The sequence below is a fragment of the Magnetospirillum fulvum MGU-K5 genome, assembly GCF_000442515.1.
Taxonomy (GTDB): domain Bacteria; phylum Pseudomonadota; class Alphaproteobacteria; order Rhodospirillales; family Magnetospirillaceae; genus Phaeospirillum; species Phaeospirillum fulvum_B.
Genome location: NZ_AQPH01000053.1, coordinates 1 through 26293, shown reverse-complemented (window position 1 = coordinate 26293; position 26293 = coordinate 1). Strand labels below are relative to the sequence as shown.

At 63.6% G+C, this 26293-nt stretch carries 25 protein-coding genes; 6 read left to right on the top strand and 19 right to left on the bottom strand.

Annotated elements, in window-relative coordinates:
- The coding region (locus K678_RS12710) for a HAMP domain-containing protein (RefSeq protein ID WP_021132868.1) at window positions 1-1519 on the bottom strand (1519 nt) is incomplete at its 3' end.
- A gap of 21 nt (window positions 1520-1540) precedes the next feature.
- Window positions 1541-1852 carry an STAS domain-containing protein gene (locus tag K678_RS12705; protein ID WP_021132867.1) on the bottom strand — a complete coding sequence of 104 codons (312 nt, stop codon included), beginning with the start codon at window positions 1850-1852 and terminating at the stop codon, window positions 1541-1543.
- Window positions 1853-2028: 176 nt separating this feature from the next.
- Here K678_RS12705 and K678_RS12700 point away from each other — a divergent pair, with 176 nt between their 5' ends.
- Window positions 2029-2823, top strand: coding sequence for an undecaprenyl-diphosphate phosphatase (locus K678_RS12700; protein WP_021132866.1), 795 nt, complete (start codon window positions 2029-2031; stop codon window positions 2821-2823).
- 68 nt (window positions 2824-2891) lie between these two features.
- Here K678_RS12700 and K678_RS12695 read toward each other — a convergent pair whose 3' ends face one another.
- Window positions 2892-4580 (bottom strand): cation acetate symporter, encoded by a 1689-nt coding sequence (locus K678_RS12695; RefSeq protein ID WP_021132865.1) that lies wholly within the window; start codon window positions 4578-4580, stop codon window positions 2892-2894.
- Window positions 4580-4930: a DUF485 domain-containing protein gene (locus K678_RS12690; RefSeq protein ID WP_051185928.1), complete on the bottom strand. Its 351-nt coding sequence runs from the start codon at window positions 4928-4930 to the stop codon at window positions 4580-4582. Before K678_RS12690 ends, K678_RS12695 begins: the two co-directional genes overlap by 1 nt.
- Before the next feature lie 524 nt (window positions 4931-5454).
- Between K678_RS12690 and K678_RS12685 the strand changes: the two genes are divergently transcribed.
- Window positions 5455-6828 carry a DUF294 nucleotidyltransferase-like domain-containing protein gene (locus K678_RS12685; RefSeq protein WP_231376255.1) on the top strand — a complete coding sequence of 458 codons (1374 nt, stop codon included), beginning with the start codon at window positions 5455-5457 and terminating at the stop codon, window positions 6826-6828.
- Between the two features lie 118 nt (window positions 6829-6946).
- Here the strand turns inward: K678_RS12685 and grxD are convergent, their stop codons facing one another.
- Window positions 6947-7279 (bottom strand): Grx4 family monothiol glutaredoxin, encoded by a 333-nt coding sequence (gene grxD, locus K678_RS12680; protein ID WP_021132862.1) that lies wholly within the window; start codon window positions 7277-7279, stop codon window positions 6947-6949.
- 583 nt (window positions 7280-7862) lie between these two features.
- On the opposite strand from grxD, the gene K678_RS12675 reads away from it, so the two are divergent.
- Complete coding sequence (locus K678_RS12675; protein WP_021132861.1) at window positions 7863-8138, top strand: hypothetical protein; 276 nt, start codon at window positions 7863-7865, stop codon at window positions 8136-8138.
- A 392-nt stretch (window positions 8139-8530) separates the two neighbouring features.
- On the opposite strand, the gene pufC is transcribed toward K678_RS12675, so the two are convergent.
- The 10 genes from pufC to K678_RS12625 all read right to left on the bottom strand — a co-directional run bounded on the left by pufC (window position 8531) and on the right by K678_RS12625 (window position 18122).
- Window positions 8531-9565, bottom strand: a complete 1035-nt coding sequence (gene pufC, locus K678_RS12670) for a photosynthetic reaction center cytochrome PufC (RefSeq protein WP_039853081.1) — start codon at window positions 9563-9565, stop codon at window positions 8531-8533.
- Entirely contained in the window at window positions 9562-10539 is a 978-nt protein-coding gene (gene pufM, locus K678_RS12665; RefSeq protein WP_021132859.1) for a photosynthetic reaction center subunit M, read from the bottom strand. The genes pufC and pufM overlap by 4 nt, the downstream gene beginning before the upstream one ends.
- Before the next feature lie 15 nt (window positions 10540-10554).
- Entirely contained in the window at window positions 10555-11379 is an 825-nt protein-coding gene (gene pufL, locus K678_RS12660; protein WP_021132858.1) for a photosynthetic reaction center subunit L, read from the bottom strand.
- Between the two features lie 117 nt (window positions 11380-11496).
- Window positions 11497-11682: a light-harvesting antenna LH1, alpha subunit gene (gene pufA / locus K678_RS12655; protein WP_021132857.1), complete on the bottom strand. Its 186-nt coding sequence runs from the start codon at window positions 11680-11682 to the stop codon at window positions 11497-11499.
- 15 nt (window positions 11683-11697) lie between these two features.
- A complete protein-coding gene (pufB, locus tag K678_RS12650) occupies window positions 11698-11895 on the bottom strand; it encodes a light-harvesting antenna LH1, beta subunit (RefSeq protein ID WP_414533125.1) in 198 nt (65 codons plus the stop codon).
- Window positions 11896-12034: 139 nt separating this feature from the next.
- Window positions 12035-13495, bottom strand: a complete 1461-nt coding sequence (bchZ, locus tag K678_RS12645) for a chlorophyllide a reductase subunit Z (protein ID WP_021132855.1) — start codon at window positions 13493-13495, stop codon at window positions 12035-12037.
- A 2-nt stretch (window positions 13496-13497) separates the two neighbouring features.
- Window positions 13498-14931: a chlorophyllide a reductase subunit Y gene (gene bchY / locus K678_RS12640; protein WP_021132854.1), complete on the bottom strand. Its 1434-nt coding sequence runs from the start codon at window positions 14929-14931 to the stop codon at window positions 13498-13500.
- Window positions 14932-14944: 13 nt separating this feature from the next.
- Complete coding sequence (locus tag K678_RS12635; RefSeq protein ID WP_021132853.1) at window positions 14945-15946, bottom strand: chlorophyllide a reductase iron protein subunit X; 1002 nt, start codon at window positions 15944-15946, stop codon at window positions 14945-14947.
- Window positions 15943-16881, bottom strand: a complete 939-nt coding sequence (gene bchC, locus K678_RS12630) for a chlorophyll synthesis pathway protein BchC (protein ID WP_021132852.1) — start codon at window positions 16879-16881, stop codon at window positions 15943-15945. Before bchC ends, K678_RS12635 begins: the two co-directional genes overlap by 4 nt.
- A 374-nt stretch (window positions 16882-17255) precedes the next feature.
- Entirely contained in the window at window positions 17256-18122 is an 867-nt protein-coding gene (locus K678_RS12625) for a polyprenyl synthetase family protein (protein ID WP_021132851.1), read from the bottom strand.
- A 341-nt stretch (window positions 18123-18463) separates the two neighbouring features.
- On the opposite strand from K678_RS12625, the gene K678_RS12620 reads away from it, so the two are divergent.
- Window positions 18464-19552: a carotenoid 1,2-hydratase gene (locus tag K678_RS12620; RefSeq protein ID WP_231376254.1), complete on the top strand. Its 1089-nt coding sequence runs from the start codon at window positions 18464-18466 to the stop codon at window positions 19550-19552.
- 48 nt (window positions 19553-19600) lie between these two features.
- On the opposite strand, the gene K678_RS12615 is transcribed toward K678_RS12620, so the two are convergent.
- Both K678_RS12615 and K678_RS12610 read right to left on the bottom strand, forming a co-directional pair.
- Window positions 19601-20758 carry a pyridoxal phosphate-dependent aminotransferase gene (locus tag K678_RS12615; RefSeq protein WP_021132849.1) on the bottom strand — a complete coding sequence of 386 codons (1158 nt, stop codon included), beginning with the start codon at window positions 20756-20758 and terminating at the stop codon, window positions 19601-19603.
- Window positions 20758-22383 carry a gamma-glutamyltransferase gene (locus K678_RS12610; protein WP_039853079.1) on the bottom strand — a complete coding sequence of 542 codons (1626 nt, stop codon included), beginning with the start codon at window positions 22381-22383 and terminating at the stop codon, window positions 20758-20760. Before K678_RS12610 ends, K678_RS12615 begins: the two co-directional genes overlap by 1 nt.
- Here K678_RS12610 and K678_RS12605 point away from each other — a divergent pair.
- Window positions 22370-23737: a M48 family metalloprotease gene (locus K678_RS12605; protein WP_021132847.1), complete on the top strand. Its 1368-nt coding sequence runs from the start codon at window positions 22370-22372 to the stop codon at window positions 23735-23737. The two genes, K678_RS12610 and K678_RS12605, sit on opposite strands and share 14 nt — an antisense overlap.
- Window positions 23738-23792: 55 nt before the next feature.
- On the opposite strand, the gene K678_RS12600 is transcribed toward K678_RS12605, so the two are convergent.
- Entirely contained in the window at window positions 23793-24509 is a 717-nt protein-coding gene (locus K678_RS12600; protein ID WP_021132846.1) for an SIMPL domain-containing protein, read from the bottom strand.
- Window positions 24510-24679: 170 nt separating this feature from the next.
- On the opposite strand from K678_RS12600, the gene K678_RS12595 reads away from it, so the two are divergent.
- Window positions 24680-25186, top strand: coding sequence for a hypothetical protein (locus K678_RS12595; RefSeq protein ID WP_021132845.1), 507 nt, complete (start codon window positions 24680-24682; stop codon window positions 25184-25186).
- Window positions 25187-25314: 128 nt separating this feature from the next.
- Here the strand turns inward: K678_RS12595 and K678_RS12590 are convergent, their stop codons facing one another.
- Window positions 25315-25992, bottom strand: a complete 678-nt coding sequence (locus tag K678_RS12590; protein WP_039853077.1) for an extensin family protein — start codon at window positions 25990-25992, stop codon at window positions 25315-25317.
- Window positions 25993-26293: the final 301 nt, after the last annotated feature.

Below are 26293 nucleotides of genomic sequence, written 5' to 3'. Positions count from 1 at the left end.
GATTCAGTTCGTCGATGGCTCCGGCAACGATCTCGGTGGCGGCGTCGGCACCGCTCGCGATCTCGCGTACCGAAACGTCCATCTCGGCCACCGCGTCGACGACAGAGCCGACGGCGGCGCGGGCCTGTTCGGCCGCTTCGGCCACCGCCAGCGAACCGGAACCGACCGCATCGGTGCGGGCCGCCATCCGCATCGCGGTGTCGCGGATCGCCAGAGAACGGTCGGACACCAGATCGACGGTCTGCTTCACCGCGTTTTCGAACGTGTCGGCCAGCCCCAGCAGATGGGCGCGGTTGGCGGCCTCGGCCTCGGCCCGGATCGAATCCTGCTCGGTCTGAAGCCGGACCATCGCGATCGCGTTTTCCTTGAACACGCCGACGGCGCGGGCCATGTCGCCGATCTCGTCACCGCGCTCCGCGCCAGGAACGCCGATGGTGTGATCGCCCGCGGCCAACCGCTCCATTGCCCCTTGAATCCGGCGGATCGGCTGGGTCACGCTGCGGGCCAGCACCAAGGCGGCGGCGATGAAGAACGCGGCGGAGAGCAGCCCGACCAGCGCCACCATCCGGTTGGCGGCGCGGCGTTCCGCTTCCTGGGCGGCGATGGCCTGGGCCATCCCCTCGCGGGCGAAGGTTGCCACCTGCCCGATCGTCGGCTGCAACGCCTTAAACCCCTCGCGCACCCGGCCGATTTCGCTCTTCAGGGCTTGGCTGCCCTCGGCAAAGGCGGCCAGATCGGCGGCATAAACGGCGAGAAGACGGCGGAATTCCTCGCGGGTCGAAGGCGGCAACGGCGACGAATCGATTGCCAGATCGAACTGGGTCGCGGCGGCGCGGTGACGCCCCAGCGCCGAGGCCACGCCGTACAGCATGTAATCGCGCTCGGCCAGACGCATCCGCGTCATCAGCAGCGGCAGGTCACCCGCATTCGGCCATTCCGCCAGTTCGCGTTCGATCGCCTTGGTCGATTCGTTGAGGCGCAGACGCAGCCCCTCTTTCTCGCTTAAGCCCAGCCGTCCCGCCTCGGTTTCCAACGCGGCAAAGGCATCGGCGACCGCGCCCAGCCCGTCTTTGGCTTCGACCACCGCCTGAGCCATCGGCCCGGTTCCGGCCAGCCCGGCCATCGCATCCAACCGCTCACGCAGCCGCAGGATCTCGTGCCGGAACGCCTCGGCGGCGGCCAGATCGCGGTCGCGGACGAATTGCTCCTGCATATTTTCGGCGGCGACCGCGCCCGAACGCATGTCCGAGGCCAGATCGTTGAGACGGCGAAAACCATCCTGAGCCAGCAGCATCGAATCGATCCGCGCCCCAGCGAGCTGAAGCACGGTGCCGAAGGTCACCGCCGCGACCAGGGCCAGCGCCACCAGCCCAATGAAGCGAACCCGAATCGAGACCGCCCCCAACAAGGGGAAATCGCCCCCCCGCCAGGCCTCGGCCAACCGGGACACCAAAGCCGACCCGGTCCAGGTCGCACCGGACAGCGGCCGGGCGTCAAACGCCACGACGTCTTCAGTCACACCAGATTTCCTTTTTTCAGGTCACGCCGCCCGGTCGAACAGATCGCCGAACCGGGCCAGAACCAGCATCCGCTCCACCTGCCCCGCCGCCCCGGCCAGGGCCACGCTGGCCGAGCGAAGACGCAGCGAATCGCGGGCGTGGAGCAACAGGCCAAGCCCGGCCGAATCGATAAAAGCGACCTCGCCCAAATCCAACGTTACCTGATCGCCCGCGACATGCTCGGCCGACGCGGCAGACAACATCCGGCGAAAGTCTTCGTTTTCGGTAAAAGTCAGCCGTCCGCGCAGGATCACGCGCAATCCGGCGGGAATCGTCTCGATATCGAAATCCATGGCGTCATCTTCCGAGGGTTATTAAGCCGCCCCTCCCCCGTCCTGATGCTCCATTAGCAGACGGTGACGCCAAGACTCCAGTTGCGGTTTTATGTCACAACAGCAGCGGGATTGCGCTCCTCGCCCGCGCCGCGCATGATCCCCCACCAATCGCCACCGTTCGTCATGGAGAGACGATGTCTGCTTATTTCGATGCCCTGATCCTTGGTCTGGTCGAGGGGCTGACCGAATTCCTGCCGATTTCCAGCACGGCTCATCTGTTGTTGGTCGGCGACATGCTCGGTTTCCAGGGACCGCCCGGCAAGACCTTTGAAATCGTTATCCAGCTCGGATCGATTCTGGCGATCTGCGTTGTCTATTGGGGCAAGCTGTGGTCGGTGGCGTCCAGCCTCAACCAGCCCGGATCGCGCGCCTTCGTCCGCAACATCGTGATCGCCTTCCTGCCCGCCGGGATCGCCGGAGCGTTCCTGTACAAATATATCCGGCAATTGCTTGATACCCCGGTCGTCGCGGCGGTCGCGCTGATCGTCGGCGGCTTCATCATCTTGCTGATCGAGAAGATGGTGCATAAGCCCCTCGTCCACACCGTCGAGGATATCTCGCCCCGCCGTGCCCTGGCGATCGGTGCCTGTCAGGTTCTGGCGATGGTCCCCGGCGTGTCGCGTGCCGGTGCGACGATCATGGGCTCGCTGCTGCTGGGGGTCGACCGCCGCACCGCGACGGAATTCTCGTTCTTCCTGGCGATCCCGACCATGATCGGGGCCTCGGTCTATTCGATCTATAAGAACTGGGCCGATCTGTCGTTCGACAACGGTGCCCTGATCGCCTTTGGCTTCGTCGCCGCCTTCCTGGCCGCCCTGCTTGTGGTGCGCAGCCTGGTCGTGTTCGTCGGCCGCCACGGCTTCGCCCCCTTCGCCTGGTACCGCATTGTTTTCGGCGGCACGATGCTGGTGCTGCTGCTGAGCCGCTAAAGCCTTCCCCGGAATCGATAAGGGCCGCCGGTTTCCCGGCGGCCCTCTTGATTCGACCCCGTCGCCGATCAGTGAGCGGCAGCGCCTTCGGCTCCCAACCCGGTCTCGGACCGGATCGACTGAGCTTCAAACGCGGCCCGCTCCTTGGCGGCACGCGGGCTGTTGTCGAGGACCGAGAACAGCCAGGTGAAGAAGAACGCCGCCGGCATCGAGAAGATCGCCGGGTAGGCATACGGGAAGATCGGCTCGGCATAGCCGAAGCTCTGGACCCACACCGCCTTGCTGAGAACCACCAGCACGACCGAGGTGACCAGACCGATGGTGCCGCCGATGACCGCGCCACGCGTGGTCAGGCCGCTCCAGAACATCGACATCACCAGCACCGGGAAGTTGGCCGACGCCGCCACCGAGAAGGTCAGCGCGACGATGAACGCCACGTTCTGCTTCTCGAAGACGATGCCGAGCAGCACCGCGATGACGCCCAGGCCAAGGCTGGCATACCGCGACACGGTGACTTCCTTGCCCTCGGTGGTCTTGCCGTGCATGAACACGCTGGCATAGAGATCGTGCGAGATCGCCGAGGCTCCGGCCAGGGTCAGACCCGACACCACCGCGAGGATGGTGGCGAAGGCCACCGCCGAGATGAAGCCGAGGAACAGGTCGCCGCCGATGGCATGGGCGAGGTGGATCGCCGCCATGTTGTTGCCGCCGCGCAGGTTCAGACCGCCCTTGACCGCGTCAAGATAGGCCGGATTGGTCGCGACGAGGCAGATGGCGCCAAAGCCGATGATGAAGGTCAGGATGTAGAAGTAGCCGATGAAGCCGGTCGCATAGAACACCGACTTGCGGGCCTCGCGGGCATCGGGAACGGTGAAGAAGCGCATCAGGATGTGGGGCAGACCGGCGGTGCCGAACATCAGGGCGATACCGAGCGAAACCGCGTCAATCGGATTGCTGACCAGCGTGCCGGGCGACATGATCGCCTGATGCTTCGGATGCACTTCGATGGCGCGAGCGAACAATTGTTCGAACGAGAAGCCGAACTGGTACATCACGCCAAAGGCGATGACGGTAGCACCCGAGAGGAGCAGACCGGCCTTGATGATCTGGACCCAGGTGGTCGCGACCATGCCGCCGAAGGTGACGTAAATCATCATCAGCGCGCCGACGATGATCACGGCATAGATGTATTCCATCCCGAACAGCAACTTGATCAACTGACCGGCACCGACCATCTGGCCGATCAGATAGAAGATCACCACCACCAGAGCGCCGGTGGCGGCAAAGGTGCGGACCGGGGTCCGACCCAGGCGGTACGAGGCGACATCGGCAAAGGTGTATTTGCCCAGGTTGCGCAGACGTTCGGCGATCAGGAACAGGATGATCGGCCACCCGACCAGCCAGCCGACCGAGAAGATCAGTCCGTCATAGCCCGATCCGTAGACCAGGGCCGAAATTCCCAGGAACGACGCGGCGGACATGTAATCGCCAGCGATCGCCAGGCCGTTCTGAAACCCGGTAATCCCACCGCCGGCGGCATAGAAATCAGCGGCGGTCTTGGTCCGCTTCGCCGCCCAATAGGTGATCCCCAGCGTACCGGCGACGAAGATCAGGAACATCACGATGGCGTGCCAGTTGGTCGCCTGCTGCGCGGCCTGGCCGAGATCGGCTCCGGCGGCCAGCGCGGTCGTTCCGGTGGCGAGCAGCGTGCCGAAAGCGGCAAGCGCGCCCGCGAGAGCGGTCATGGTCGTCCTCATCAGCGCGATTCCTCGATGATCTGGCGGTTAAGCTCGTCGAACTCGCCATTGGCGCGATAAACGTAGATTCCGGTCAGAATGACGGCGCTCAGGATCACGCCGACACCGAGCGGAAAGCCGACCGTCGTGTTGATGCCTGCGCCGAGAGGCGTCGCGAGCAGCGCCTTGTTGAAAGCGATGAGGGCGATAAATCCGAAATACATGACAAGGACGATTGCTGACAGAGTCCAGGCGAACCGAGTCCTTTTGCTGACAAGCTCACGGAACTTAGGGTTGTTCCGGATCTTTTCAGCACTGGCTAAATTTTGCGCTGTATTGCTCAATTTACCCTCCACTATTCGTCGCGCCATTATGTTTAGCGGCGATCATTGTTTGTATTTCCGGTCTTGACGCCGGTTTTTAGTCTTCCCCCATTCGCCCACGGCCCATGCATTTGCATGACGGTCATGCGCCAAGCGCGCATCTGAGGTGCTATTCCTAGTTAACACTCGACAATGATCGCGTCAACAGTGTGCGAAGGCGTTGCATTAATAAGTTGCGCCATACTTGAGTCGGACAGGTATTCACGCGAATCTTTTCAGCGCGCCTACCCAGTAAGCTCATTGTTAACCGTCAGTTTTTGCTTAGTTATGCAAATCGAATTTTATGATGCGCCGCGATAATCGTCGACACTACGCCACGGATTGCGAGTACACGAGCCGTTCTATTCACGCATATTCTATGTGTGGTCCTGTATACGAAACTGGCCCATCTTGGAAACAAAGAAATCCGTTGAAAAATCCCGAACGGCCACTATCGTGATCACATGGTGGAGGATCTTGCCCCCCTTGCGAGGATTGACAGCTTCCCGTATCGCCATCGCATCCGCGAGGTGATGAGCAGCCCGGTTTTGAGCGCGCCGACCACGCTGTCCCTCTCCGACGCGATTCAACGCATGTATGCGGCCAAGGTCTCGTCGATTGTCGCGATCGATGAGGCGGGATGCACCGTCGGTATCTTCACTGAACGCGATCTGCTCCGGCTGTTATCGACCTCCGGACCGGCCGGGCTCGACACCTCGCTGGGCGAGACGATGACCCGTTCGGTCGCCTCGGTCCCGGTTGATGCCTTTGTCTATGTCGCCCTGGCCCGGATGGCCCGCACCGGGCTGCGCCATCTGGTGGTGGTCGACCCGGATTCCCGTCCGCTGGGCATGATCACCGGCAGCGCCCTGCTGAAAGTCCGCGCCACCGAGGCGCTGGTGCTGGGCGATTCGGTTGAATCCGCCCGCGATTCCGACGAGATGGGAGCGATCGTCGCCAATCTGCCTCGTCTTGCCTCGGGCCTGCTGGCCGAAGGCGTCACCGCCCGCAATATCGCCTCGGTGATTGCCCTGGTGCTGCGCGATCTGACCGCCCGCGCCGCCGAACTGGCCGAGTTATCGATGCAGGATGACGGGTGGGGCCCCGCTCCTGCCCGTTATGCAGTCATGGTTTTGGGCTCGGCCGGTCGCGGTGAAAGCCTGCTCGCGTTCGATCAGGACAATGCCCTGGTCCATGATGGCCGCCCGTCCGACGATTCCTGGTTCGCCGAATTGGGGCGACGCCTCAACGCCACCCTCGCCGCCGCCGGCATTCCGCTCTGTAACGGCAAGGTGATGGCGGGCGAAGCCGCGTGGCGCAAAAGCCTCGACGAATGGCGCGACGAAATTGCCCGATGGGTCTATTCGGTCGAAAACCAGACCGTGATGTATTGCGATATCTTCTTTGATTTCCAGCCGGTCTGGGGCGATCGCGCCCTGGCCGAGGATTTACGGAAGATGGCGATCGAAACCGCGTCCTGTTCCGGTTTCTTCCTGCGCTACCTTGCCCAGAATGTCGCAGGAATGGACGGCTCAATCGGGCTGTTCGGCACCCTTGTCACCGTCAACGGTCGGCTGAACCTCAAAAAATTCGGCCTGCTCCCCTTGGTCAGCGCCGCGCGCCTGCGTGCGATCCGGGCTCACTTGCCTCAGACCGGGACCGACGAACGCTTCATCGCCCTTCACGCCGCCGATGCGCTGCACCCCGACGATCTGCGCGATTTCAACGAGGTCCTCGAGATTTTGCTACGCACGATGCTGGAACAGCAATTGACCGATATCGGGATCGGGATCGCGCCCTCGCCCCGCATCGAGCCGAAATGTTTCGATAAACGGGCCCGTACCCGCCTGCGCTGGGCCTTGAAGCGGCTTCAGACCCTGAAGTTCGTCTGCGGAGTCGGGGGCTGACCCCTCGCCTCATTTCGGGTCGAAGCCCCGAAAGACGGTCACGCCAATCAAAGACCACCACCGCGACGCCGCGCGGGGACAGATCACCGATTCTGTCCCCGGCACAGACCAAGTGTCGTCAGACTTTACAGGCGATCCCGTGCGTTGCCAGATGCTGGGCAAGCTCACCGCTCGCCGCCATCTCGCGCACAATGTCGCACCCGCCGACAAACTCGCCCTTGATGTAGAGCTGCGGAATGGTCGGCCAGTTGGTGAATTGCTTGATCGCTTCGCGCAGGCTGGGATCAACCAGAACGTCGATCCCTTTGAACGTAACACCCAGGCCGGTCAGAACCTGAACCACCGCGGCGGAGAACCCACATTGCGGAAACATCGGGGTTCCCTTCATGTACAGCACCACGTCATTTTCGGTGATGTCCTGGCGGATGCGATCGAAGACGGGATTGTTCATGGTGGCGGTGGTCCTAGGCTCAGTTTCTGGAACCTTTAAAAGTTAACCCTGAAGACGAACCGGCACAAGCCCCTTCCCGGTTAGGTGTCCATCCCCGGTCCGTTTCGGCCCGCGTTGGCCGCCCCTCGGCTCCCCGGGTCATGCTCCCTCCCGCCTCGCCCTCCCTCATTGCACACGATCCCACCGCCCCACTCAGTTCAGGGCGCCGTTCCTCACCGATGCCGGACATGGCGTACCATTTACTCGAACGCCAACATGTCCAGGATCGAATTTCCCCCGGCGCCGCTGCGTTAGCCTCCCTCGCCCGCCTGCGCCCCTCTTTATCCATAAAAAATAATAATGACGTCGCATCATCAGTCCGGACAAACACACCCCCACCCAATTACCCACATTATTTTTAATGGATAAGACTCCAACATCCATAAATATTTTGGTGCTTTCCGGACTCTTGCATTATCCACCTTTAGCCCCATCTCACCTTTGCACATTCCTTCTTTCCGTTCCTTGCCTTCCCTCCGTTTTGCTAAATGTCACCGCCCAAATCTGCGTAGAGCGTTCGTTCGCGGTGAATGCGAGGTCCTTCATGACGTGGCTCAACCATTTGATTTCCAGCGGCTTTGCTATCGAGTTGATCGTCGCCCTGATGATCGTCGAAGGCTTGGCCTTGGCCTGGTGGCACGGTCGGACCGGGCAAGGGCCAGCCCCCATCAACTTTGCCGCAACCCTGGTCTCGGGCCTGTGTCTGATGATGGCTCTTCGCGCCGGTCTGGTTGGCGATGGTCCGACCTGGATTGGGGGCTGGTTGGTGGCAGCCCTGATCGCTCACCTCACCGATCTGCTTCGTCGCTGGCGCAGTTAATGGCGATGCGATCGCACCACCCACTCGTGCAATCTCGCGTGGCCGATCCCACTCTCGGCCACGCTGACCATTTACGGCTGGGAACGGCGCGGCGGCGGTGGAGCGAGTGCCTGCGCGGCACTGCTGTCGCGCCAGCGCCTTCGGTCTCGACTGGGATTGACGGTGGCTCTTGGTGGGATAGATCGCTTCCGCCCGGTCGGCTTGGATCGCGACACCCCAAAAACACTTCGGCGCGGAGCTCGGGTCACCCCGCTCTCCGCGCCGATAATGTTTTGTCCCCCGACTTGCGCTGCTTAGCCCCGCGTTGGGAACCTCCACTGTCGCAAACCGGATTGGGGCCGAGGCCCCAACCACGCCGACAGATGAAACCTCATCTGCCGGCCTGGGGTCGTTTAGTTCTTGACCGTCAGAGTGGTCGCCAGCTCCGGATAGTCCTTCAGCTGCGAGACACCCAGCAGGGGCTTGAAGACGCCCTGGTGGCAAGTGGTGCAATTCACCTTCGGGGCATCGCCCAGAGCACCCAGACGATTCGCGGGCAGGATCGAGGCCAGCGGATCGAGATAGGTGTTGTTCAGCTCGCGAACGTGACGGATCGCGTGCCAAGCCACGACGCGCTGCGGCGAGCTCTGGCTCCAATCGGTGAACGAACGGGTGTTATGGCAATAGGTGCAATTCACCCCGAGACCATCGGAGATGTGCGCCATCACGCCATAGGTCCATTCGGCCTGCATGATCGACTTACGCGGACCGGCATCCCGCTGCGGCAGAGCCGTCCCGGAAATGATGCGCAGGTCGTTGGCTTCCTTCAGGAACGGCGTGAAGACGTCGTACGGAAGGGAGGTGTAGCCGACAACGGCCGCGGCCTTGTTCTGACCGGTCACGCCCTGGGCATAGCCCGAGGCATGGCTGAGGTTCGGGTCGGTGAACCAGACATAGCTGGGAACCGGCTGACCACGGTGGCAGGTGTAGCAGGTCACGCCGGTGTTGGCGACGTGGGCCTTGAACTTGGTGTTGATGGTGCTGACCATCTCAAGCATCCGGCGGGCCACCACTTTGGTGTAGACCTCGTCAGACGCCATGTTTTCCGGGTTGTGGCAGTAGTTGCAGCCTGCATCCGGCGACACCCAGTTGGTGATCGCCATCATCAAGCGGTCGAACTCAGCCTTATCGAGATCGCCCAGGACCTTAAGATTCTTGTAGCCGACCGAAGCCTTTTCGCCTTCGGGATCGACTGCGGGAATTACTTCAGGAGCCTGATTGGCAGCGGTCAGACGAGTGTAGGCGCGATCCTGATAGGTCTGGATCTGACCCAACCCGCGATAACCGCGCTGGACGCTGTCAAGAGGCGGAGTGGTGAAGGTGGTAGCGACGAACACCGCACCGACAATGGCGGTAAGCCCCACTACAGCGGAAAATCCGAGTCTCATTGCGGCACTCCCGAGATCAGGGCCGGATCCGTGGCAGGCGGGAATACCGGCGGATAGGACGGAGCAACACCGTGCTTGACGGCCCACAGATACCAGTTGTCAACGACGGTGCCGGTCAAAAGGATGCCAATGCCCGCAGTAATCACGGTCAGGACGGCGAACCAGTAGCCCCAGCGATGGAAAGACTCGATCGTCGCGTTGAAACCGATCTGCCAGCGCCAGAACAGCATCGCACGCTCAACCGCGGTGCCGCGGTCGACGATCTGCTCGATCTCGCGATCGCCGCCGTAACGGCTCACGGCAAGAAGAGTGCCGGCATGCATGGCGAACAGAACCGCCGAACCATAAAGGAAGGCGATCGACAGCATGTGGAACGGATTGTAGTAGAGGTTACCGAAGCGAATCGAGATCGCCGCGGTCCAGTCGAGATGCGGGAAAATGCCGAAGGGAACGCCTTCGCCCCAGCTGCCCATCAGGATCGGGCGGAAGAAGCCCAGCACCAGATAGAAGAAGATCGCCGAGGCGAACGCCCACGAAACGTGGGTACCCAGGCCCAGGGCCTTGGCGCGGGTGTACATCCGAGCCCACCAGAGCAGGATCGAAGCGGTCAGGAAGAAACCGGTGATCAGCCACCAGCCACCCTCGGCCAGCGGCGGGAAGGACAGGCCGTACTTCGGCAGCGGCGGCTCAAGCGCCAGCCAGAAGAACTGGCGGACGAACTGAATCCAGTCCCAGTTGACCTGGGCCAGGAAGTTGAGGCCGACGACAGCCGCAGCAATACCAAAGCAAATAGCCGAGGCGAGGCCCAGGCCACCCAGATAGATCGGACCGATCTGAGCGTTGCCGATCTTACCGGCCCAATAGCTGAAGATGGGCTGCCCGAAACGATCATCCGTGTCCGGCGGCAAGGGCACGCCCGGATAGGTCTCACCGCGGATTTGCACGCGGTTGAAGATATTCTGATATTCGGTCATTACGGTCACCTTGCGTTAGCGCCAGACGGGCAGATTGAGCCACCAGCCCCACCACTCGGGCCACCCACGCGCCCAGAAGGGCCCGCTGATCACGATGCACACCGCGCTCCAGAAGGCAGCGGAAATGGCAAGAAACAGGCCCAGGCGGTGAATGCCCAGAGCGCCGATCGAGTAGCCAACCGCGTCACGGAAGAAGGTGTCTTCGTGTTCGGCCGTCTTGATCTGCTCACCCTTGCCCGGATTGGTCGCGGACAGGATGATACCGCCGTGCATAGCCAGCGCCAGCGCCGTCGTGAAGAAGAAGCTGATCGCGATCATATGCGCGGGATTGTAGTGGAAGTGCAGGAACTGGTAGCCAACGTTCGACACCCAGTCGAGGTGGCTCATAATTCCATAGGGGAAACCGAAGCCCCAGGCGCCCATCAGAAGCGGGCGAATCACAACCAGAGTAACGTAAGCCAGAATCGCGAAACTAAACGCGAACGGGACATGAAGGCCCATCCCGAGCTTCCGAGCGATTTCCACCTGGCGCAGCGCCCAAGACACAAAGGCGCCGATCGCGCAAATGGTGATGAACTGCCACAGGCCGCCTTCATTCAGCGGCGCAAAGGCCAGTCCATAGCTAAGATCAGGAGGGGCGATGCTGATCTGCCACAAATTCCACGTGGGTCCGTGCGACGCGCCTAACACGATGAGGGCGACGCCGAGCAAGGTGAAGAAAGCAGCAGTCACCCCGAACAACCCGACGTAAAACGGCCCCACCCAAAAATCGAACAGATCGCCGCCCACCAGCGTCCCCCCTCGGACGCGGTACTTCTTCTCGAAACTGAGCATCGCCATGTTGAAGTCCACCCTTTAGAGAGGTAGCGAGGATCGGTTCCTCGCCGCCTCGCCTGAACATTGCCAGCTTTGGGCTAGGGGTGAACGATGATGTTCAGTCCCTAGCCCACGCCACTGCTACTTCGCCGGCAGCGGAAGGGTCTGCTGGACCACAGATCCATGCGCAACCCGAGCGCCGTCAAGCCAGTTGAACCGATCGGTGCTGAGCAACAAGAAGTGGATCAGCAGACCGAGAACGGTCAGGAACACGAACAACGCAGTGAGAGCCCTTCTCGGATCATAGAGCGTCCAAATCTTCCACATTTTACGTAGCCTCCATTAGACCAGGGTCGAGAGAACCGACTGCGCAGCGGCGGTAGCGTTGTCAAGCAACGCGTAGCCCTTGGCGCTCGGCAGCCAGGGACGCCACTTCCAAGCGAGGAAGTGCGCGACGATGGCGACTACGATGAAGGAGATGAAGCTCGTCACGAAGATGCCGTGGAACTCCTGCGCTTCTGACTCAGACAGACCAGACAAGGTCCCGCCTCCTCTTTCTAATGAGTTAGCCATTCAATTGAACTCCCTAAGACAGGCCTTCCGGCCATAACCGCCTCTCCCCAGGCGGCGGGGCTTGCCGTCGCGCGAACGCGGCGGCAAAAATCGCTGACTTTGCGCCTTATGCTGCCCGCCCCTTGCCGATCGCGGCAAGTGAGGCGGACACATCGGCCGCAGTAACCTTTTCCCCTCCGGCGGTCCGCACCTCATGCTCAACGCTGTCGCGGAGCCGTTTGGTGGCGGAAATACGCAGGAGAAACGGTTCGGTCTCCACGTAGGCCTCAAGCAGACGACTTGCGTCATCGTCCCAAGGCAAAGCATCCATTCGGGTCAGGCGCGACAGGGTCGATTCAACCTTATCAAGCTCCGTCCCCAGCGGCAGGATATGAAACAGCGCATCGAAGAGTGCGTTGCAAAACTCCTGAACCACATAAGTCGCGCCACTATACCCCATAAAGGGGGTTCCGGTCGAGCGCCTGACGATGGCTCCCGGAAAAGAAGCTGGAATATACATCGAGCGCAAGCCGAGCTCAGCCGCATACATCCGCTCATTATACGAACCGTACAGGACCAGAGGAGGGTGAGCCTTCATCGTCTCCCGCACCGTCTGGTTATCCGGCTTCACCCCAGCCTTGCGACCGATGGCAAAAGCACAGGGCATCCCCAGTTCTCCTTCGAGGAACCCACGCAATCCTTTGGCATAGGTCTCGGTCGCAACGATGCCGAACGACGCCGTCGCAAAGAAGTCCTGAGTCACGCTGCGCCACAAATCCCACACCGGCTTCAGCGTGGTGTGCTTTTCCTGGGCGATGAACGGCTCGGGATCGAGTCCGGTCAGTTCCCCCAGCTTGGTCAGGAACGCCGTGGTCGAGAACACCCCGATCGGCGCCTGAAGATAGGGACGACCCAACTCTTCGCACAATTTGCGGCCGAACTCGCGGTACATCACGATATTGACGTCCGCATCGGCCAGCCGCTTGATATCGTCGACATGGGTTCCCAGCGGGAACACCAGATTGACCTCGCAGCCGATCCCTTCGACCAGACGGCGGATTTCCGCCAGATCGGACGGCATGTTGAAGGTGCCGTACATCGGGCCGATGATGTTGACCCGGGGCTTTTCCCCCGCTGCCCGCACCCGCGGCTTGGTGCTGGCCTGCTTGGCCCCGAACTGCGACCACAGCCAATAAATCGCCCGATCGGCCGCCTGCCACTGATCGTCGTCAATCGTGCGCGTGATGAAGCGCAGCAGATTCGACCCTTCGGGGGTCACGCCGCCGCCGATCATCTCGGCGATCGAGCCGGTGAGAACCACCGCCGGCATCGACTGATCCTGAGTGGCACTGGCGCGACGCAACGCATCCTCGGTACCGCTCATCGTCAACTGTTCTTCCGACAGCCCCGTGACGACGACAGGCAATTCATGCGGCGGCAAGGCGTCGGTGTAGTGCAGCACCGCAGTGACCGGCAGGTTTTCACAGCCAACCGGGCCGTCGATCACCAAACGCAACCCGCGCACCGCGGCAAAGGCGTAGACCGCCCCCCAATATCCGCCAGCCCGGTCGAGATCGAGGACGAGCATCGTTACGCCCTCCCCTTGCCAGGCAACGGGGGGTTGGGACCATAGCCGGTCGCGGCTCCGGTTCCGACCTTGTCGAAGAATTCAACCATCCGGGCGAACCGCGCCTTGCCCTGAGCCTGGGCGGCGACGATCCCCGCGATCGATCCGGCCCCAGCCGGTCCGAACAGCGGCCGCGCCGAAACCATGTTGGTAAAGTACAGCGCCGGAATCGCCATCTCCTTCGCGTGTTGCACCAGCGGCGTGGTTCCCAGCGCCAGATCGGGCCGCGCATCACGCATCGCCGCAATATCTTGTTCGAGCGAAGCGCGGAACTGGACGTGGACGCCCTTGGCCGCCAGCCATTCGCGATCGGCTTCGTTCCAGGCCGTGCGCGGCGTCGCGGTCCCGACATAGGGAACCTCGGCCCCGGCTTCGACCATCAGACGCGCCACCAGCAATTCCGAGCCTTCATAGCCCGACACCGTCACCCGCGCCTTGATCGGATGGGCGTCGAGCGCAGCGCGGATCGCGGGCAGCGCCCGATCCTTGGCCGCGTCGATCAGCTTTTCGCTAACCCCGACCGCCTTGCCGATTCCTTCCAGCCACGCCGCCGTGCCTTCAAGCCCGACCGGGCCGGAGCCAACGACGGGGCGACCGGCAGCCTGGAATTCGCGCACCGAGGCGGCATAGAAGGGATGGATCGCCGCCGCCACCACGCAATCGAGCGAGGCGTACAGATCGCGCCATTCCCGCGACGGCAATTGCGGCGCCACCGCCAACCCCATCGGGGCCAGCAGACCACCGATCACCACCGGATCGGCCGGGAACAATTCGCCGATCAGCGACACCGTCGGCATCGAGGCGACACCGCCGCGCGGCATCGCCACCGGGCCGGACTCGGCTTCGAGGCGGGCATAGCGCAGCATCGCCCCGGCCAGGACGTCCTTGGCCTCGGCATGAGTCGGCACCCCGAACCCGGGAACCTCGATGGTGATGATGCGGACGCCGTCGATTTCCTTGGGCAGCAATTCAAGCGGCACGCCCGAGGCAGTCGGCACACAGAGATTGATGACGATGACGGTATCGACCTGTTCCGGTCGCGCCATCTGATAGACCGCCTGACGGACGTCCTCGAACACCTGACCCCGCACCAGGGTCTCGGAATCGAACGGCACGTACCCGACGGTCCGCCGCGCCCCGTAGAAATGCGAGGTAAAGGACAGACCGTAGACGCAACAGCCCGAGCCGACCAGGATCGACGCGGTACGGCGCATCCGCAAGCCGACACGCAGCGCACCGAACGCCGGGCACATCGTCTGCGGCTGATCGTGCGGTCCCTTGGGATAATCGCTGGCCAGCCGTTCCTTCACCGCGTCCGCCACCCCGCTGCCGGTGCAGCCAGCCGCAATCGGCGTATCGCCTTTGGCCGGAGGAGGAACGAGGGTGGATGACGACATCAGAAGGCGGCTCCTAAGGGGTTTCGTAAATGATTTCGAGCGACGGCTTGCTGGCGGCCAATTCCCCGCCCATATCCTCGGCGGTGGCGGGCACCAGAACCACATCGCGACCGACGGCGTCGCCCTTAAACAGATTGAGGAGGCCTTCCTGAGACAGCGGCTTGGGCTGAATCGGCGGAGCGGCATCGACCTGATCGGCCAGCGCGGCAAACAGCGGACCCCATTCGCCATCCGGCTGCGCCACGATTTCGTAGGCGGCGGACAGACGACGGATGCCTTCGTTGGCGGGGATGGTCGCCAGGATCGGAATACCGACCTGCTGGGCGAAGGCCTGCGCCTCGCCGGTGCCGTCATCCTTGTTGATGACGATGCCAGCCACCCCGACATTGCCGCCGAGACGACGGAAATATTCGACCGCCGAACAGACGTTGTTGGCGACGTAGAGCGATTGGAGATCGTTGGCGCCGACGACGATCACCTTCTGGCACATGTCGCGCGAGATCGGCAGACCGAACCCGCCGCAGACGACGTCGCCCAGGAAATCGAGCAGGACGTAATCGAAGTCCCAATCGTGGAAGCCCAGCTTCTCGAGAATTTCGAAGCCGTGAATGATGCCGCGACCGCCACAGCCACGGCCGACTTCCGGCCCGCCCAGCTCCATCGCGAAGACGCCGTCACGCTTGAAGCAGACGTCGCCGATCTTCACTTCTTCCCCCGCCTGCTTCTTGCGGGCCGAGGTTTCGATGATGGTGGGAGTGGCGCGACCGCCGAACAGCAGCGAGGTGGTATCGCTCTTCGGGTCGCAGCCGATCAGCAGCACTTTTTTACCGCGCTGAGCCATCATGTAAGAGAGGTTGGCGAGCGTGAAGCTCTTGCCGATACCGCCCTTGCCGTAGATCGCGATGATCTGCGTCTTCGGAGCCGCCCCGGCCCCGCTCCCAGGCTGCGAGCCCGGCGTCGGCTGCGTCGAACCTCCCTTTCCGGCAGGAGGAACGCCATCGAGCGGCGCGGTCATGAGCAAGCTCCCCAATTAAGAATCATCTTCAGGCACGAGGCGTCACCGAACGCCGTCCGATACGCCTCGGCGGCCTGGATTGCATCAAAGCGATGTGTGATGAGCCCGTCAAGCGAGAGCTTGCCTTCGCGCAGCAAAGCCAGCACCGCAGGCATATCGGGACCCCGCCATTCCGCCGCGATGCGCAGCCGCGCCTCGCGCATGAAAGCGGGCGGAAAGGCAAAGCTGATCGGCTCGTGATAGAACCCGGCCAGCACGATCTCGCCCCCGGGGGCGAGACGGCCGATCAGGGTATCGAGCAGCTTGGCGTCGCCGCTGACGTCGTAAATCGAGCGGTAATCCTGGCGCGTGTCGGCCGACGGCGCGACCACGTCATAGCCGACGCCGCCGCTGGTCCGGTCGGGATTTTGTTCCCACACCACCGGCGATCCGCCCAGCGCCACCGCGATCCGCGCCACCAGACGACCCAGCACGCCATGACCGATAATCAATTCGGGCAGGCGCGCCCCTTCGGCTGCGACGGCGTGATAGGCAGTCGCCGCCAAGGCCAGCAGCACGGCGTGCTCGCCCAGAGATTCGTCAACGACATAAACCCGGGCACCGGGCACAACCACCCGCGCCGCCGCGCCGCCGAACAGGCCGCGCACGTCGCCATAACAGCGCGCACCGGGAACAAAGACACGTTCGCCAACGGCACGACCAGAGGCCGGTCCGGCCTCGACGATACGACCGACGGATTCATAACCGGGAACCAGGGGATAGCCCATACCGGGGAACGGCGGCATTTTGCCCGTATAGAGCAGCCGCTCGGTTCCGGTGCTGATGCCGCTCCACTCGATATCGACCACGACGTCTTCGTCGCCGGGCGGCGTCAAGTCGAGTCGACAGAGCTCGAGGCGCTCAGGCTCCGTGAGCACAACGGCAATGGTATTCATCCACTTCCCCCAGCGGATTCAAAACGGGCCAAGTCAACCCGGCGTCAGTGTATTCTGCCCGACCAATGTGTCAATCGAATTCTATGACACAATTTCGCCCTAAATCGCCGTGGCGAGCGCACGCGACCACGACCCGAACCAGGGCCAACCCTTTGAATTCAAGACATATACCAGCCACGGCCTTCCCCACGGACGACCGCAGCAAGTCGCAACCATTAATTTAATTATCTGCCGACTTAACGCCTAATAAGAATTTATTTGTGACAATCGCGCTTCGTCACAAAGGAAATTATCCTGGCGTAAAATCCCGCTTTGGTGACCCGGTCGGTCACGACCCAAAGCGTCTCCCCCGCCTTGGGTCGTGACAAACGGGATCACGCAGCGCGACGCAGCTTCTTCGGCAGCAGGCTCGACACCTGATCATGGATCATCGTCTGAAGCGCAGACCGACCGGGGCATTCCGGGATCGCGGCGATCGCGGCGGCGGACAGTTCGTCAAGACGACGCACCGCACCAGCCAGACCGAGTTGCAACGCCGCACTGGGGCGGTCGTTGGCGCGATCCTGTCCGGTCGGCTTACCGATCTCTTCCGGCTTGGCGGCAACGTCGCGAATATCGTCGAGCACCTGATAGGCTTCGCCCAGCCGCTCGCCCAGCGCACGCCACGCCTCGGGATCGGCTCCGGCGGCGGTGGCGCCAGCCATCGTCGCGGCGGCGAACAAAGCACCGGTCTTCTGCTGGTGATATTCGGACAGATTGATCTCGTCCTCGCATTCCCACGCCTGACCGGCAATGATTCCGGTCGGCGCACCGACCGACCCACCGACCATCAGCAGCAGCGGGGCGATACGTTCGGGACGGCTGACGCCAGCCATGGCCAGCTGCTCGAACGCCACCACGATCAGAGCATCGCCGACCAGCAGAGCCAGCGGCTCGCCATAGGCATGATGAACCGAGGCCCGACCACGCCGCATCTCGGCATTGTCGAAGCAGGGCATGTCGTCATGGACCAGCGACGCGCAATGCAGCAATTCGATCGCCGCCGCCGTCGCATCGGCCAGACCGGGCGCATCGTCGCCACAGGCGGCGGCAACAGCCAGGCACAGACGCGGACGCAGCCGCGACCCACCGGGAAACACCGCGTGGCGCACTGCTTCCGCCAGCCGGGGCGGGCATCCCGGCCCACTCATCCGCGCCAGCGCCGTGGTCAGAGCCCCCTCGACCCGAGCCATGGCATCCATGTTCCCCCCTCTGTTACAGGTTACCGAATGGTCATCGTTGGCAATATGTCAAATTCCCGATGCGGATGGAAGCGGATCGAACCCAAGGCAGCTCCTCCCCCCTCCACTTCGGACTGCTTGGATTTTTTCCCGTGACAGGAGGGGCGAATTCGACCACACCTTCCCCCCGGGGTCGGTCGCCGCCCGCACCGACGATGGAATTCGTGTGCCCGGTGCCGGACGGCCCCGACAGTAACGCCCGGGGAGATCGACAGATGAACACCATTGGCCTTCGACCGTCCGGAAAGATGCGCCCGTCGCATCAGACGACTGGCGGAGACCGCCCGGCCGCCGCGGATGGGGTGGACCCGTATCCGACCGACGGCCTGATCGGCGGGGGGCTGATCCGCCCCTCCGAATTGGGATCTCCCGATCCCGGCCCGCTGCCCTGCGGACGGCGTTTCGTCCAGGCGGGCCCGGCCCAGACCGCCACCGGCCCCCTGGGCCTGGGCGGCGACCGCGGCCCCCGCTTCGACCGGACAATTCCCGGATCGGGCTATTCCTGGTGGTATATCGACGCGCTGAGCGATGACGGCAAGCACGGCCTGACCCTGATCTTTTTCATCGGCAGCGTGTTCTCTCCTTATTATGCCTGGGCGCGACGCAAGGGCGGCACGGCCGAGCCGTTGGACCATTGCTCGGTCAATGTCTGCCTGTACGGCGCCACCAAGCGCTGGAGCATGACGGAGCGCAACCGCAGCGCCGTCAATCGCAGCATCGACACCCTGGTGATCGGGCCGAGCGCGCTGCGTTGGACCGGCAGCGCGCTTGAAATCCGCCTGTCCGAGCGGACCTTCCCGCTGCCCGGCCGGATTCAGGGCACGATCAAAGTCCATCCCCGCGCCCTGACCGGCCATTCCGTCCGTCTTGACGGAGCGGGCGAGCATTTCTGGTCACCGTTGGCCCCGGATTCGCGGGTCGAGGTCGAACTGAGCCATCCCCGCCTGCGCTGGTCCGGTCCCGGCTATTTCGACACCAATTCCGGGATCGTGCCGCTGGAGAAATCCTTTGCGCGCTGGACCTGGTCGCGCGCGCCGCTTCAGAACGGCACCGCCGTCCTTTATGATGTCACCCGCCGCGACGGCAGTGACCTCGCCGTCGCCTTGCGGATCGGCCGGGATGGCAAGGTCGAGGAATCGGATTCGCCGCCGATGTCGGCCCTGCCGCGCGGTGCCTGGGGGGTCGAGCGCGTCTCCCGCGCCGACAGCGGTCACACCGCCCGGCTGGCCGAGGTGCTGGAAGACACCCCGTTCTATACCCGCTCGGTGATTGATACCCGGCTGTTTGGCGAAAAGGTCACCGGCTTCCATGAAAGCCTGTGCCTCGACCGCTTCCGCAGCGGCTGGGTCCAGGCGCTGTTACCGTTCCGGATGCCGCGCCGGTTCAGATAACGCGATGCACCCCGGCACGGACCGGCTCTGGTCCGTGCCGGGCAATCGCTAAACGCCCCGCCACGCTTTCAGCCGCCGCGCCGCCTCGGCCATGTCGGCAGTTGAACCGGCATAGGAAAAGCGCAGGAAGCGCCGCCCCCGCTCCGGATCGAAATCGGTTCCCGGCGTCGCGGCAATTCCGGTTTCGGCCAGCATCCGGGCGCAAAACGCCTCGCTGTCATCGGTGCGGTCGGACAGATCGGCATACAGGTAGAACGCTCCGTCGGCGGCGGCCAGTTTGGCGAACCCCGCCTCGGGCAGTTCGTTCAGCAGCAGATCGCGGTTGGTGCGATAGACCGCGACGCGGGCTTCCAACTCGTCCAGGCAATCGAACGCCGCTTCGGCAGCGACCTGCGACAGGGTCGGAGCCGAGATGAACAGATTCTGTTGCAGGCATTCGACGGCGCGGGCCAGATCGTCGGGCACCACCAGCCAACCCACCCGCCAGCCGGTCATCGCGTAATATTTCGAGAAGCTGTTGACCACCACCGTATGCGGGGCGGCGGCCATCCCGGCGGCGGTGGCGGCGGTGCGGCCATAACTGAGGCCGTGATAAATCTCGTCCGAAATCAGACGGATATTGTGCAACTCGCACCACAGCGCCAGTTCGGCGACCTCGTGGGCCGACAACATGCTGCCGGTCGGATTGGCGGGGCTGGCAACGATGACGCCATCAAGCGGCTGGTCCAGGTCTTCAAGCACGCGGGCGGTCAATTGCCAGCGGCTGTCCGGTCCAACCGGGACATCGACGCAGGTGACTCCCACCGCCTTCAGAATGTTGCGATAGGCGGGATAGCCGGGCGCGGCCACCGCCACCCGGTCCCCCGGAGCAAAGGCGGCGAGAAAGGCGAGCAGGAACCCGGCCGACGACCCGGTGGTGACGACGATCTGTTCGGGCCGGACCGTGACGCCATAGGCCGTCACGTAATGACGGGCGATCCGGGCCCGCAACGAATCGAGCCCATTGGCAACGGTATAGCCCAAAGGCTGGCTAGCCAGCGCCCGGGCGGCGGCGGCCCGTACCCCGGCCGGAGCCTGCCCCGAGGGCTGACCGACCTCGAGATGCAGCACGCTTTCGCCAGCCACTTCGCGCTGGGTGGCGGCACGCATCACGTCCATCACGATGAAGGGAGCGATCGCTCCCCGCTCGGCAACCTTGAACGCCATCAGTCTTTCCCTACCGAAGTGGCCAATCCGAACCCGCGCGGGTCGGTCCCAGCCTCGCAATCCGGAGTCTGGAGCTGACCTTCGCGGCACCGCAACGCCTCGACCCGGCTGGGCATCGCGACCGGAGCGGTCTGGTGGCCGCGTCGGGATAGCGGCGCGGGATCGAAGCGATAGGGGGCATTTTCGACAAACGCGGCATCGGGGGTGCCAAGATGCACGACCCGAGGCCGGGCCAGCGCCTCGGCCAACGACGTATCGCCGGACAAAGCCACCAGCATCGTTTCGGCCAGAGCCGCGGGCGAGGCCGCCCCGCCCGAAGATCCCGCCGCGAAATGGACCCGCGCGGTATGGGGGTTGACCACCATCACCGTGGTAGCGCTGGGCGGTGCCCCCGGCCCCGGCGCGGTGGCCAGCACGATCCCGGTGCCGGGCGCGACGCGTCCTTGGCCGAACACGCCGCCGGTGCCGATTCCGCACACCACCGTCGAGCCCTTGCCGTCCAACACGGCAAAGCTGGCCGACACATTGGAATCCGGCGGTGTCGCCGACGCGCCAGACACCGGACGATGACGGTCGGGGGCGTAATCCGAGAACAGACGGGTCAGCTTTTCCGGAGCGACCAGCGAACCGGGAGGCTCGGTACTCCAGCCATTGCGCTGCATCCAGCGGGCGCGGTCGGCAAAGGCGCGAGCCTGAGCCTCGGCCAGCAGATGGGGCCGCTCGTCCTCTGGCGCATCGGACCAGCGCGGCCAGACCATCCCGATCACTTCGGCGGTCACCGTGCTACCGACCGAGGGAGGCGGCGCGAAATGGGCGATTTCTGTCCCCACCCGCACCTTCAGCGTGTCGCGCCACGCCGGGCGCAGATCGCGCAGATCGTCCAGATTGAGGGTGCCGCCCGTGCTTTTGACCGATTTGACCAGATCGCGCGCCGCCATCCCCAGATAAAAATCGCCGGTATTGCGGCGGAGATTGGCGATCACCGCCGCCAGTTCGGGCTGGCGCAGGATGTCGCCTTCGCGCAGGACCGCGCCATCGGGACGGAAGAAGATCGCCCGCGCCTCCGGATCGCGCGACAGCAGCGGCACGACCCGGGCAAGGTCGTTGGCCAGCGCCCGCGACACCGGAGTCCCAAGACGGGCCAGCCGCTCAGGCTCAGCCAACAGGCTTTCGAAACGCATCAGACCGTATTTGGCGTGCAGCGCGTAAAAGCCCCGGGGATTGGCGGGAACCGCCGTCGCCACCTGTCCGGACTCGGTCGAGGGCAACGCCGGGAATTCCAGGATCTCGGTCGTTTTTCTCTCGGCGTCATGTACAATGCATGACCCTCCACCGCCCAGACTGGCGGTTGACGGCAGGGTCACTGCCAGAGTGTAGTAGAGGGCGGTCGCGGCGTCGGCGGCATTTCCCCCGGCGGATAGAACGTCACGGGCGACCACCGCAGCCCGGGGTTCGTCGGCGGCGACCAGACCGGCAAAGCCGCGAACGTGGCCGACCGTACCGATCGGCGGCGGAGACTCGGCGCAGGCCGCCAGGGCAATCACGACCGCCAGGGCGGCGATTCGGCGGCTCCGCCCTGCGTGCAACCTTTCGACCGGCGAGGAATGATCCTTGTTCACACGCATCTTCCTTCTGGTAACGATCCTGATCGCGTTGGTGTCGCCGTCGGCTGAAGCTCAACAGTCGAAGCGCCAATTTATTCGCGACGCGGAAGTGGAAAATACCATTCGCGACTTCGGCACGCCAATTTTTCAGGCCGCCGGGCTGGACCCACAGGCGATCCGCATCCTGCTGATCAACGACCCGACACTCAACGCCTTTGTCGCCGGGGGCCAGAACATTTTCTTTCACACCGGTTTGATCATCCGGTCCGAGACTCCGGGCCAGTTGATCGGGGTGATGGCGCACGAAACCGGACACATTGCTGGCGGACACTTGATTCGCAGCACCGACGCCGTCGCCGCCGCCTCGACCGAGGCGATCCTGGCGATGCTGCTGGGTGCCGCCGCCGGGGCGGTCAGCGGCAACGGTCAGGCCGCCGCCGGGGTGATGATGGGCGGCCAGGAACTGGCGATGCGCAACCTGCTGGCCTTCTCGCGCAGCCAGGAGCAGCAGGCCGACCAGATGGCGATGCGCTTCCTGGACGACACCCATTGGTCGGCCAAGGGGCTGCTGGAATTCTTCAACATCCTGGGCGACCAGGAGCTTTTGGTGGCGGCGCGTCAGGACCCCTATGTCCGTACCCACCCGCTGACCCGCGACCGTATCGCCTTTGTCCGCGAGCATGTCGAGAAATCGCCGTTCTCGAACCAGCCCTGGCCCGCCGACTGGATCGAGCGGCACCGCCGCATCAAGGCCAAGCTGTTCGCCTTCGTCGAACCGCCGGTCAAGACCTTGATGCGCTACAAAGAGGGGGACACCTCGATCGAGGCCCGCTATGCCCGCGCCGTCGCGCTGTACCGCAAGCCCGATCTCGAAGCCGCGCTGGCCCTGATCGACGGACTGATCGCCGACCGCCCCAAGGACCCCTATTTCTGGGAACTGAAGGGGCAGATGCTGTTTGAGAACGGGCGCGGCCGCGAGGCGATCGAGCCCTATCGCAAGGCGGTGGAATACCTTCCCAACAGTGCCCTGCTGCGGATCGGGCTGGGTCAGGCCGAAATCGAGACCGAGGATCAGACGTTGCTGGCCGACGCCGCCGCCAATCTGACCATCGCGGTGCGGTTGGAGCCCGAAGATTCCTTTGCCTGGCAGCAATTGGCGATCGCGTTCGGCCGCGATGGCAAGGAAGGAATGGCCTCCTACGCCCTGGCTGAGCATTTCCTGCTGTCGGGCAAGCTGCCCGAGGCCAATTACCACGCCAACAAGGCCGAGCAATTGCTGGGACACCAGGGGGCGATCTGGCTGCGGATTCAGGACATCAAGGCCCAGGCGATCCAGGTCAAGGCATCACGCGACCGCGACAGCTCGCCCTGGTAAGACGAAACGCGTGGGGCTCGGACCGACGACCCCACGCGTCCCATTCCCCCGTCCTTTACGGCGCGCGGCGCAGTTCCAGGATCACTTCGGCATCGACATCGACCCGGACCGGCTGGGCGGCCGCTTCGCCCTGGGGCGCGATCGCTTCGGCCGACATCGCCATCCCGCGCGCGGCCTTCATCATCACCGGCGGTCGGGCGGTCGGGCTGAGCGACAGCGTTTTATAGCCGACGATCGACAGGCCGGTTGCCCGCGCCACCAGCGTTGCTTCCTGGCGCAGGGCGGAAAACGCCTCGGTCACCAGCGTTTCGTGAACACCCGCCCGCGCCTGCGGACTGACCTGATAGCTCATCCCGACCATCGCCAGACCGTCGCTTTGCAGTTCGCCCGCCAGAGCCAGCAACGCGTCGAAGCGGCGCGAGGTGAGGTCAATCGTCTGGGACGCCCGCCACAGCGGCGCGGCAGAGGATTTCGCCTGCGGCTCGTTCCGGCTGGTGTAATACGGCCCGGTGGCGATGGTGACCCCATCGACCGCCCGCGCCTTGGCCAGGGCGGCGGCAACGGCACGGTTCAGCGCCTTTTGCGGTGTCGCCGCATCGGCTCCCTCGGCCTCGATCCGCAAGGTGACGTTAAGCACGTCGGGTGAAATCAGGGTTTCCGCCGATTCGTGCAGGGTCAAAATCGTCTGACCCGGTTCCTCGGCAAGAGCAGCCGACCCGGTGCCGGCCACCAGACACAGGGCAAGACTCCCCGCCCACAAGAACGCTCGCATTGGCTGCTATCCTCCGCTTGATCGGTCCGCCGCCATGGTCTTCTTTTTCCCGATCGCCGACACCATATTTTTGTAAGCCCGCCCTGGTGTCGCTCAGGCCCTTGAAATTCCGAACATCATGGCGCATGGATGACAGGGTGGAAAAACAACTCTGCGGAGCGGGAGGGAGAGTGACGGAATCCGACATACCCCCCGATGAGCGGGAACGGTTCGAAGCTTTTGCCGCCAGGGTTGATGGCACCAACATCAGCGCCCAGACCCTGCTGGCGACGGATTATCTGAACCACTTCAACGAAATCGTGATGCTGATCGACATGATTCCGGACATGCCGGACATGGTCGAGGATTGCAAGCAATGGGAACCCCGTTCCTATAAGGAACATTTCGCCCAATCCAGCTTCAAGGACCGTCAGTTCGCGATCGAAGCCTACGATCACGTCCCCAGCAAGTACCGCCGTCCGTTCGAAGAAACCCTGGCCCAGTTAAACGCGGTGATCCTGGGCGGGGTCGCCCGGCTGGAAGAGGAAATCGTCGGCGGCTCCGACCCCGGCCTGATCGCCGAGCACGTCAAGGCAATCAGCCGGGCGGCTCAGGCGTTGATGGATTGCGCCAACGCGATCATCCACGGGTCCGACCGCGCCATGGCCCAGGTCGAGATCGATTCCCTGCTAGGATAACATACCAACCGGCCAAAGACTTGGCCGGTTGTATTGTCCCTCGCCGGGCGCGGGCATCCGCCCGCTTGGCCGCCGCCGCAATGGCGGCCGGATACAGGCCAACGGATCAAATCGAGGGTTGGCCGGTATCACACCCCGCACAGCCGGTGCGGCCCGATATCCAGATGAAGATGATCGGCGTGGACCGCGTTGTAATTCGGCGTCAGCACCACGCTGAAATGCTCGCAGGCGGCGCGGGCGACCTCGGTCAGGAACGCGGCGTTGCGCCCGCCCCCGCGCCAGTCGCGCTTGACCGAGACAACGGTGCCATCGGCCAGTTCAAAGCCGCCGATATCGATCGCCTGCCCCTTTGCATGTTCCGACAGTCGCCCGCCGCGGACCGGCTTGCCCGCGGCGGCGGCCGCCGCTGTCGCGTCAGTGCGGCGGGTCCGGCATTCATAGGTGCCCATATGGAGCAGACGGACGACGCGCTGGCCGAAATGACGCTCTGCCGCCGGTTGCACCGCGTCGGTCTCGAAACGGTCGACCACCCGCATCGTCGCGCAGGACAGCACGCCGGGACGATTCCATCTCATCTGACCGTCGGCGGTGACTTTGACCGGATTGGGCACCTGACAAGCGGGGGACGCCGCCGTCATCGATAACGGCTCGAACAGCACGGAATGATCGCGCAAATCTTTCAGACAGGCGGAATCGGGATCGAGCAACTGAGGGGGCGATTGCGGCGCGGGTCGAGGCGGTGGCGGCCCGGCGCAAGCACCGGCCAACAATGCGACCGCAACCGTCAGATATCGGACAGACCTCAAAGACCGTCCCCTTGTCATCCCTGGAGATTTGCTCTTGTAGCGGAGCGGGCGCAACGAAGTCACGCCCATTCCACCCGACACGACAACGCATTGGATTCATGCGACCGAATCGGCTAACACATCAGGCGGCGACCAGGGGGGACAAACCCGGTCCGTGCCGCGCTCCAGGGAGAATACGGAAGATGCCCTATCATCGGATCACGCTGACCCATTTCCTGCTTCAGGAGCAGCGCCGCCTGGGCGGCACCGGCTCCTTCACCAACCTGATGACCGACATCATCTTCGCCTGCAAGATGATCTC

Coding starts and splice junctions, on each gene's coding strand:
- grxD (WP_021132862.1), bottom strand. CDS start 7,279: ATGAACAATCCCGTCTTCGATCGCATCCGCCAGGACATCACCGAAAAT.
- K678_RS12690 (WP_051185928.1), bottom strand. CDS start 4,930: ATGGCGCGACGAATAGTGGAGGGTAAATTGAGCAATACAGCGCAAAAT.
- K678_RS12675 (WP_021132861.1), top strand. CDS start 7,863: ATGACGTGGCTCAACCATTTGATTTCCAGCGGCTTTGCTATCGAGTTG.
- pufL (WP_021132858.1), bottom strand. CDS start 11,379: ATGGCGATGCTCAGTTTCGAGAAGAAGTACCGCGTCCGAGGGGGGACG.
- K678_RS12695 (WP_021132865.1), bottom strand. CDS start 4,580: ATGAGGACGACCATGACCGCTCTCGCGGGCGCGCTTGCCGCTTTCGGC.
- K678_RS12705 (WP_021132867.1), bottom strand. CDS start 1,852: ATGGATTTCGATATCGAGACGATTCCCGCCGGATTGCGCGTGATCCTG.
- K678_RS12685 (WP_231376255.1), top strand. CDS start 5,455: ATGAGCAGCCCGGTTTTGAGCGCGCCGACCACGCTGTCCCTCTCCGAC.
- K678_RS12600 (WP_021132846.1), bottom strand. CDS start 24,509: ATGCGAGCGTTCTTGTGGGCGGGGAGTCTTGCCCTGTGTCTGGTGGCC.
- bchC (WP_021132852.1), bottom strand. CDS start 16,881: ATGAATACCATTGCCGTTGTGCTCACGGAGCCTGAGCGCCTCGAGCTC.
- bchZ (WP_021132855.1), bottom strand. CDS start 13,495: ATGCTCGTCCTCGATCTCGACCGGGCTGGCGGATATTGGGGGGCGGTC.
- pufC (WP_039853081.1), bottom strand. CDS start 9,565: ATGAGACTCGGATTTTCCGCTGTAGTGGGGCTTACCGCCATTGTCGGT.
- K678_RS12610 (WP_039853079.1), bottom strand. CDS start 22,383: ATGCGTGTGAACAAGGATCATTCCTCGCCGGTCGAAAGGTTGCACGCA.
- pufA (WP_021132857.1), bottom strand. CDS start 11,682: ATGTGGAAGATTTGGACGCTCTATGATCCGAGAAGGGCTCTCACTGCG.
- K678_RS12700 (WP_021132866.1), top strand. CDS start 2,029: ATGTCTGCTTATTTCGATGCCCTGATCCTTGGTCTGGTCGAGGGGCTG.
- K678_RS12635 (WP_021132853.1), bottom strand. CDS start 15,946: ATGACCGCGCCGCTCGATGGCGTTCCTCCTGCCGGAAAGGGAGGTTCG.
- bchY (WP_021132854.1), bottom strand. CDS start 14,931: ATGTCGTCATCCACCCTCGTTCCTCCTCCGGCCAAAGGCGATACGCCG.
- K678_RS12625 (WP_021132851.1), bottom strand. CDS start 18,122: ATGGATGCCATGGCTCGGGTCGAGGGGGCTCTGACCACGGCGCTGGCG.
- K678_RS12615 (WP_021132849.1), bottom strand. CDS start 20,758: ATGGCGTTCAAGGTTGCCGAGCGGGGAGCGATCGCTCCCTTCATCGTG.
- pufM (WP_021132859.1), bottom strand. CDS start 10,539: ATGACCGAATATCAGAATATCTTCAACCGCGTGCAAATCCGCGGTGAG.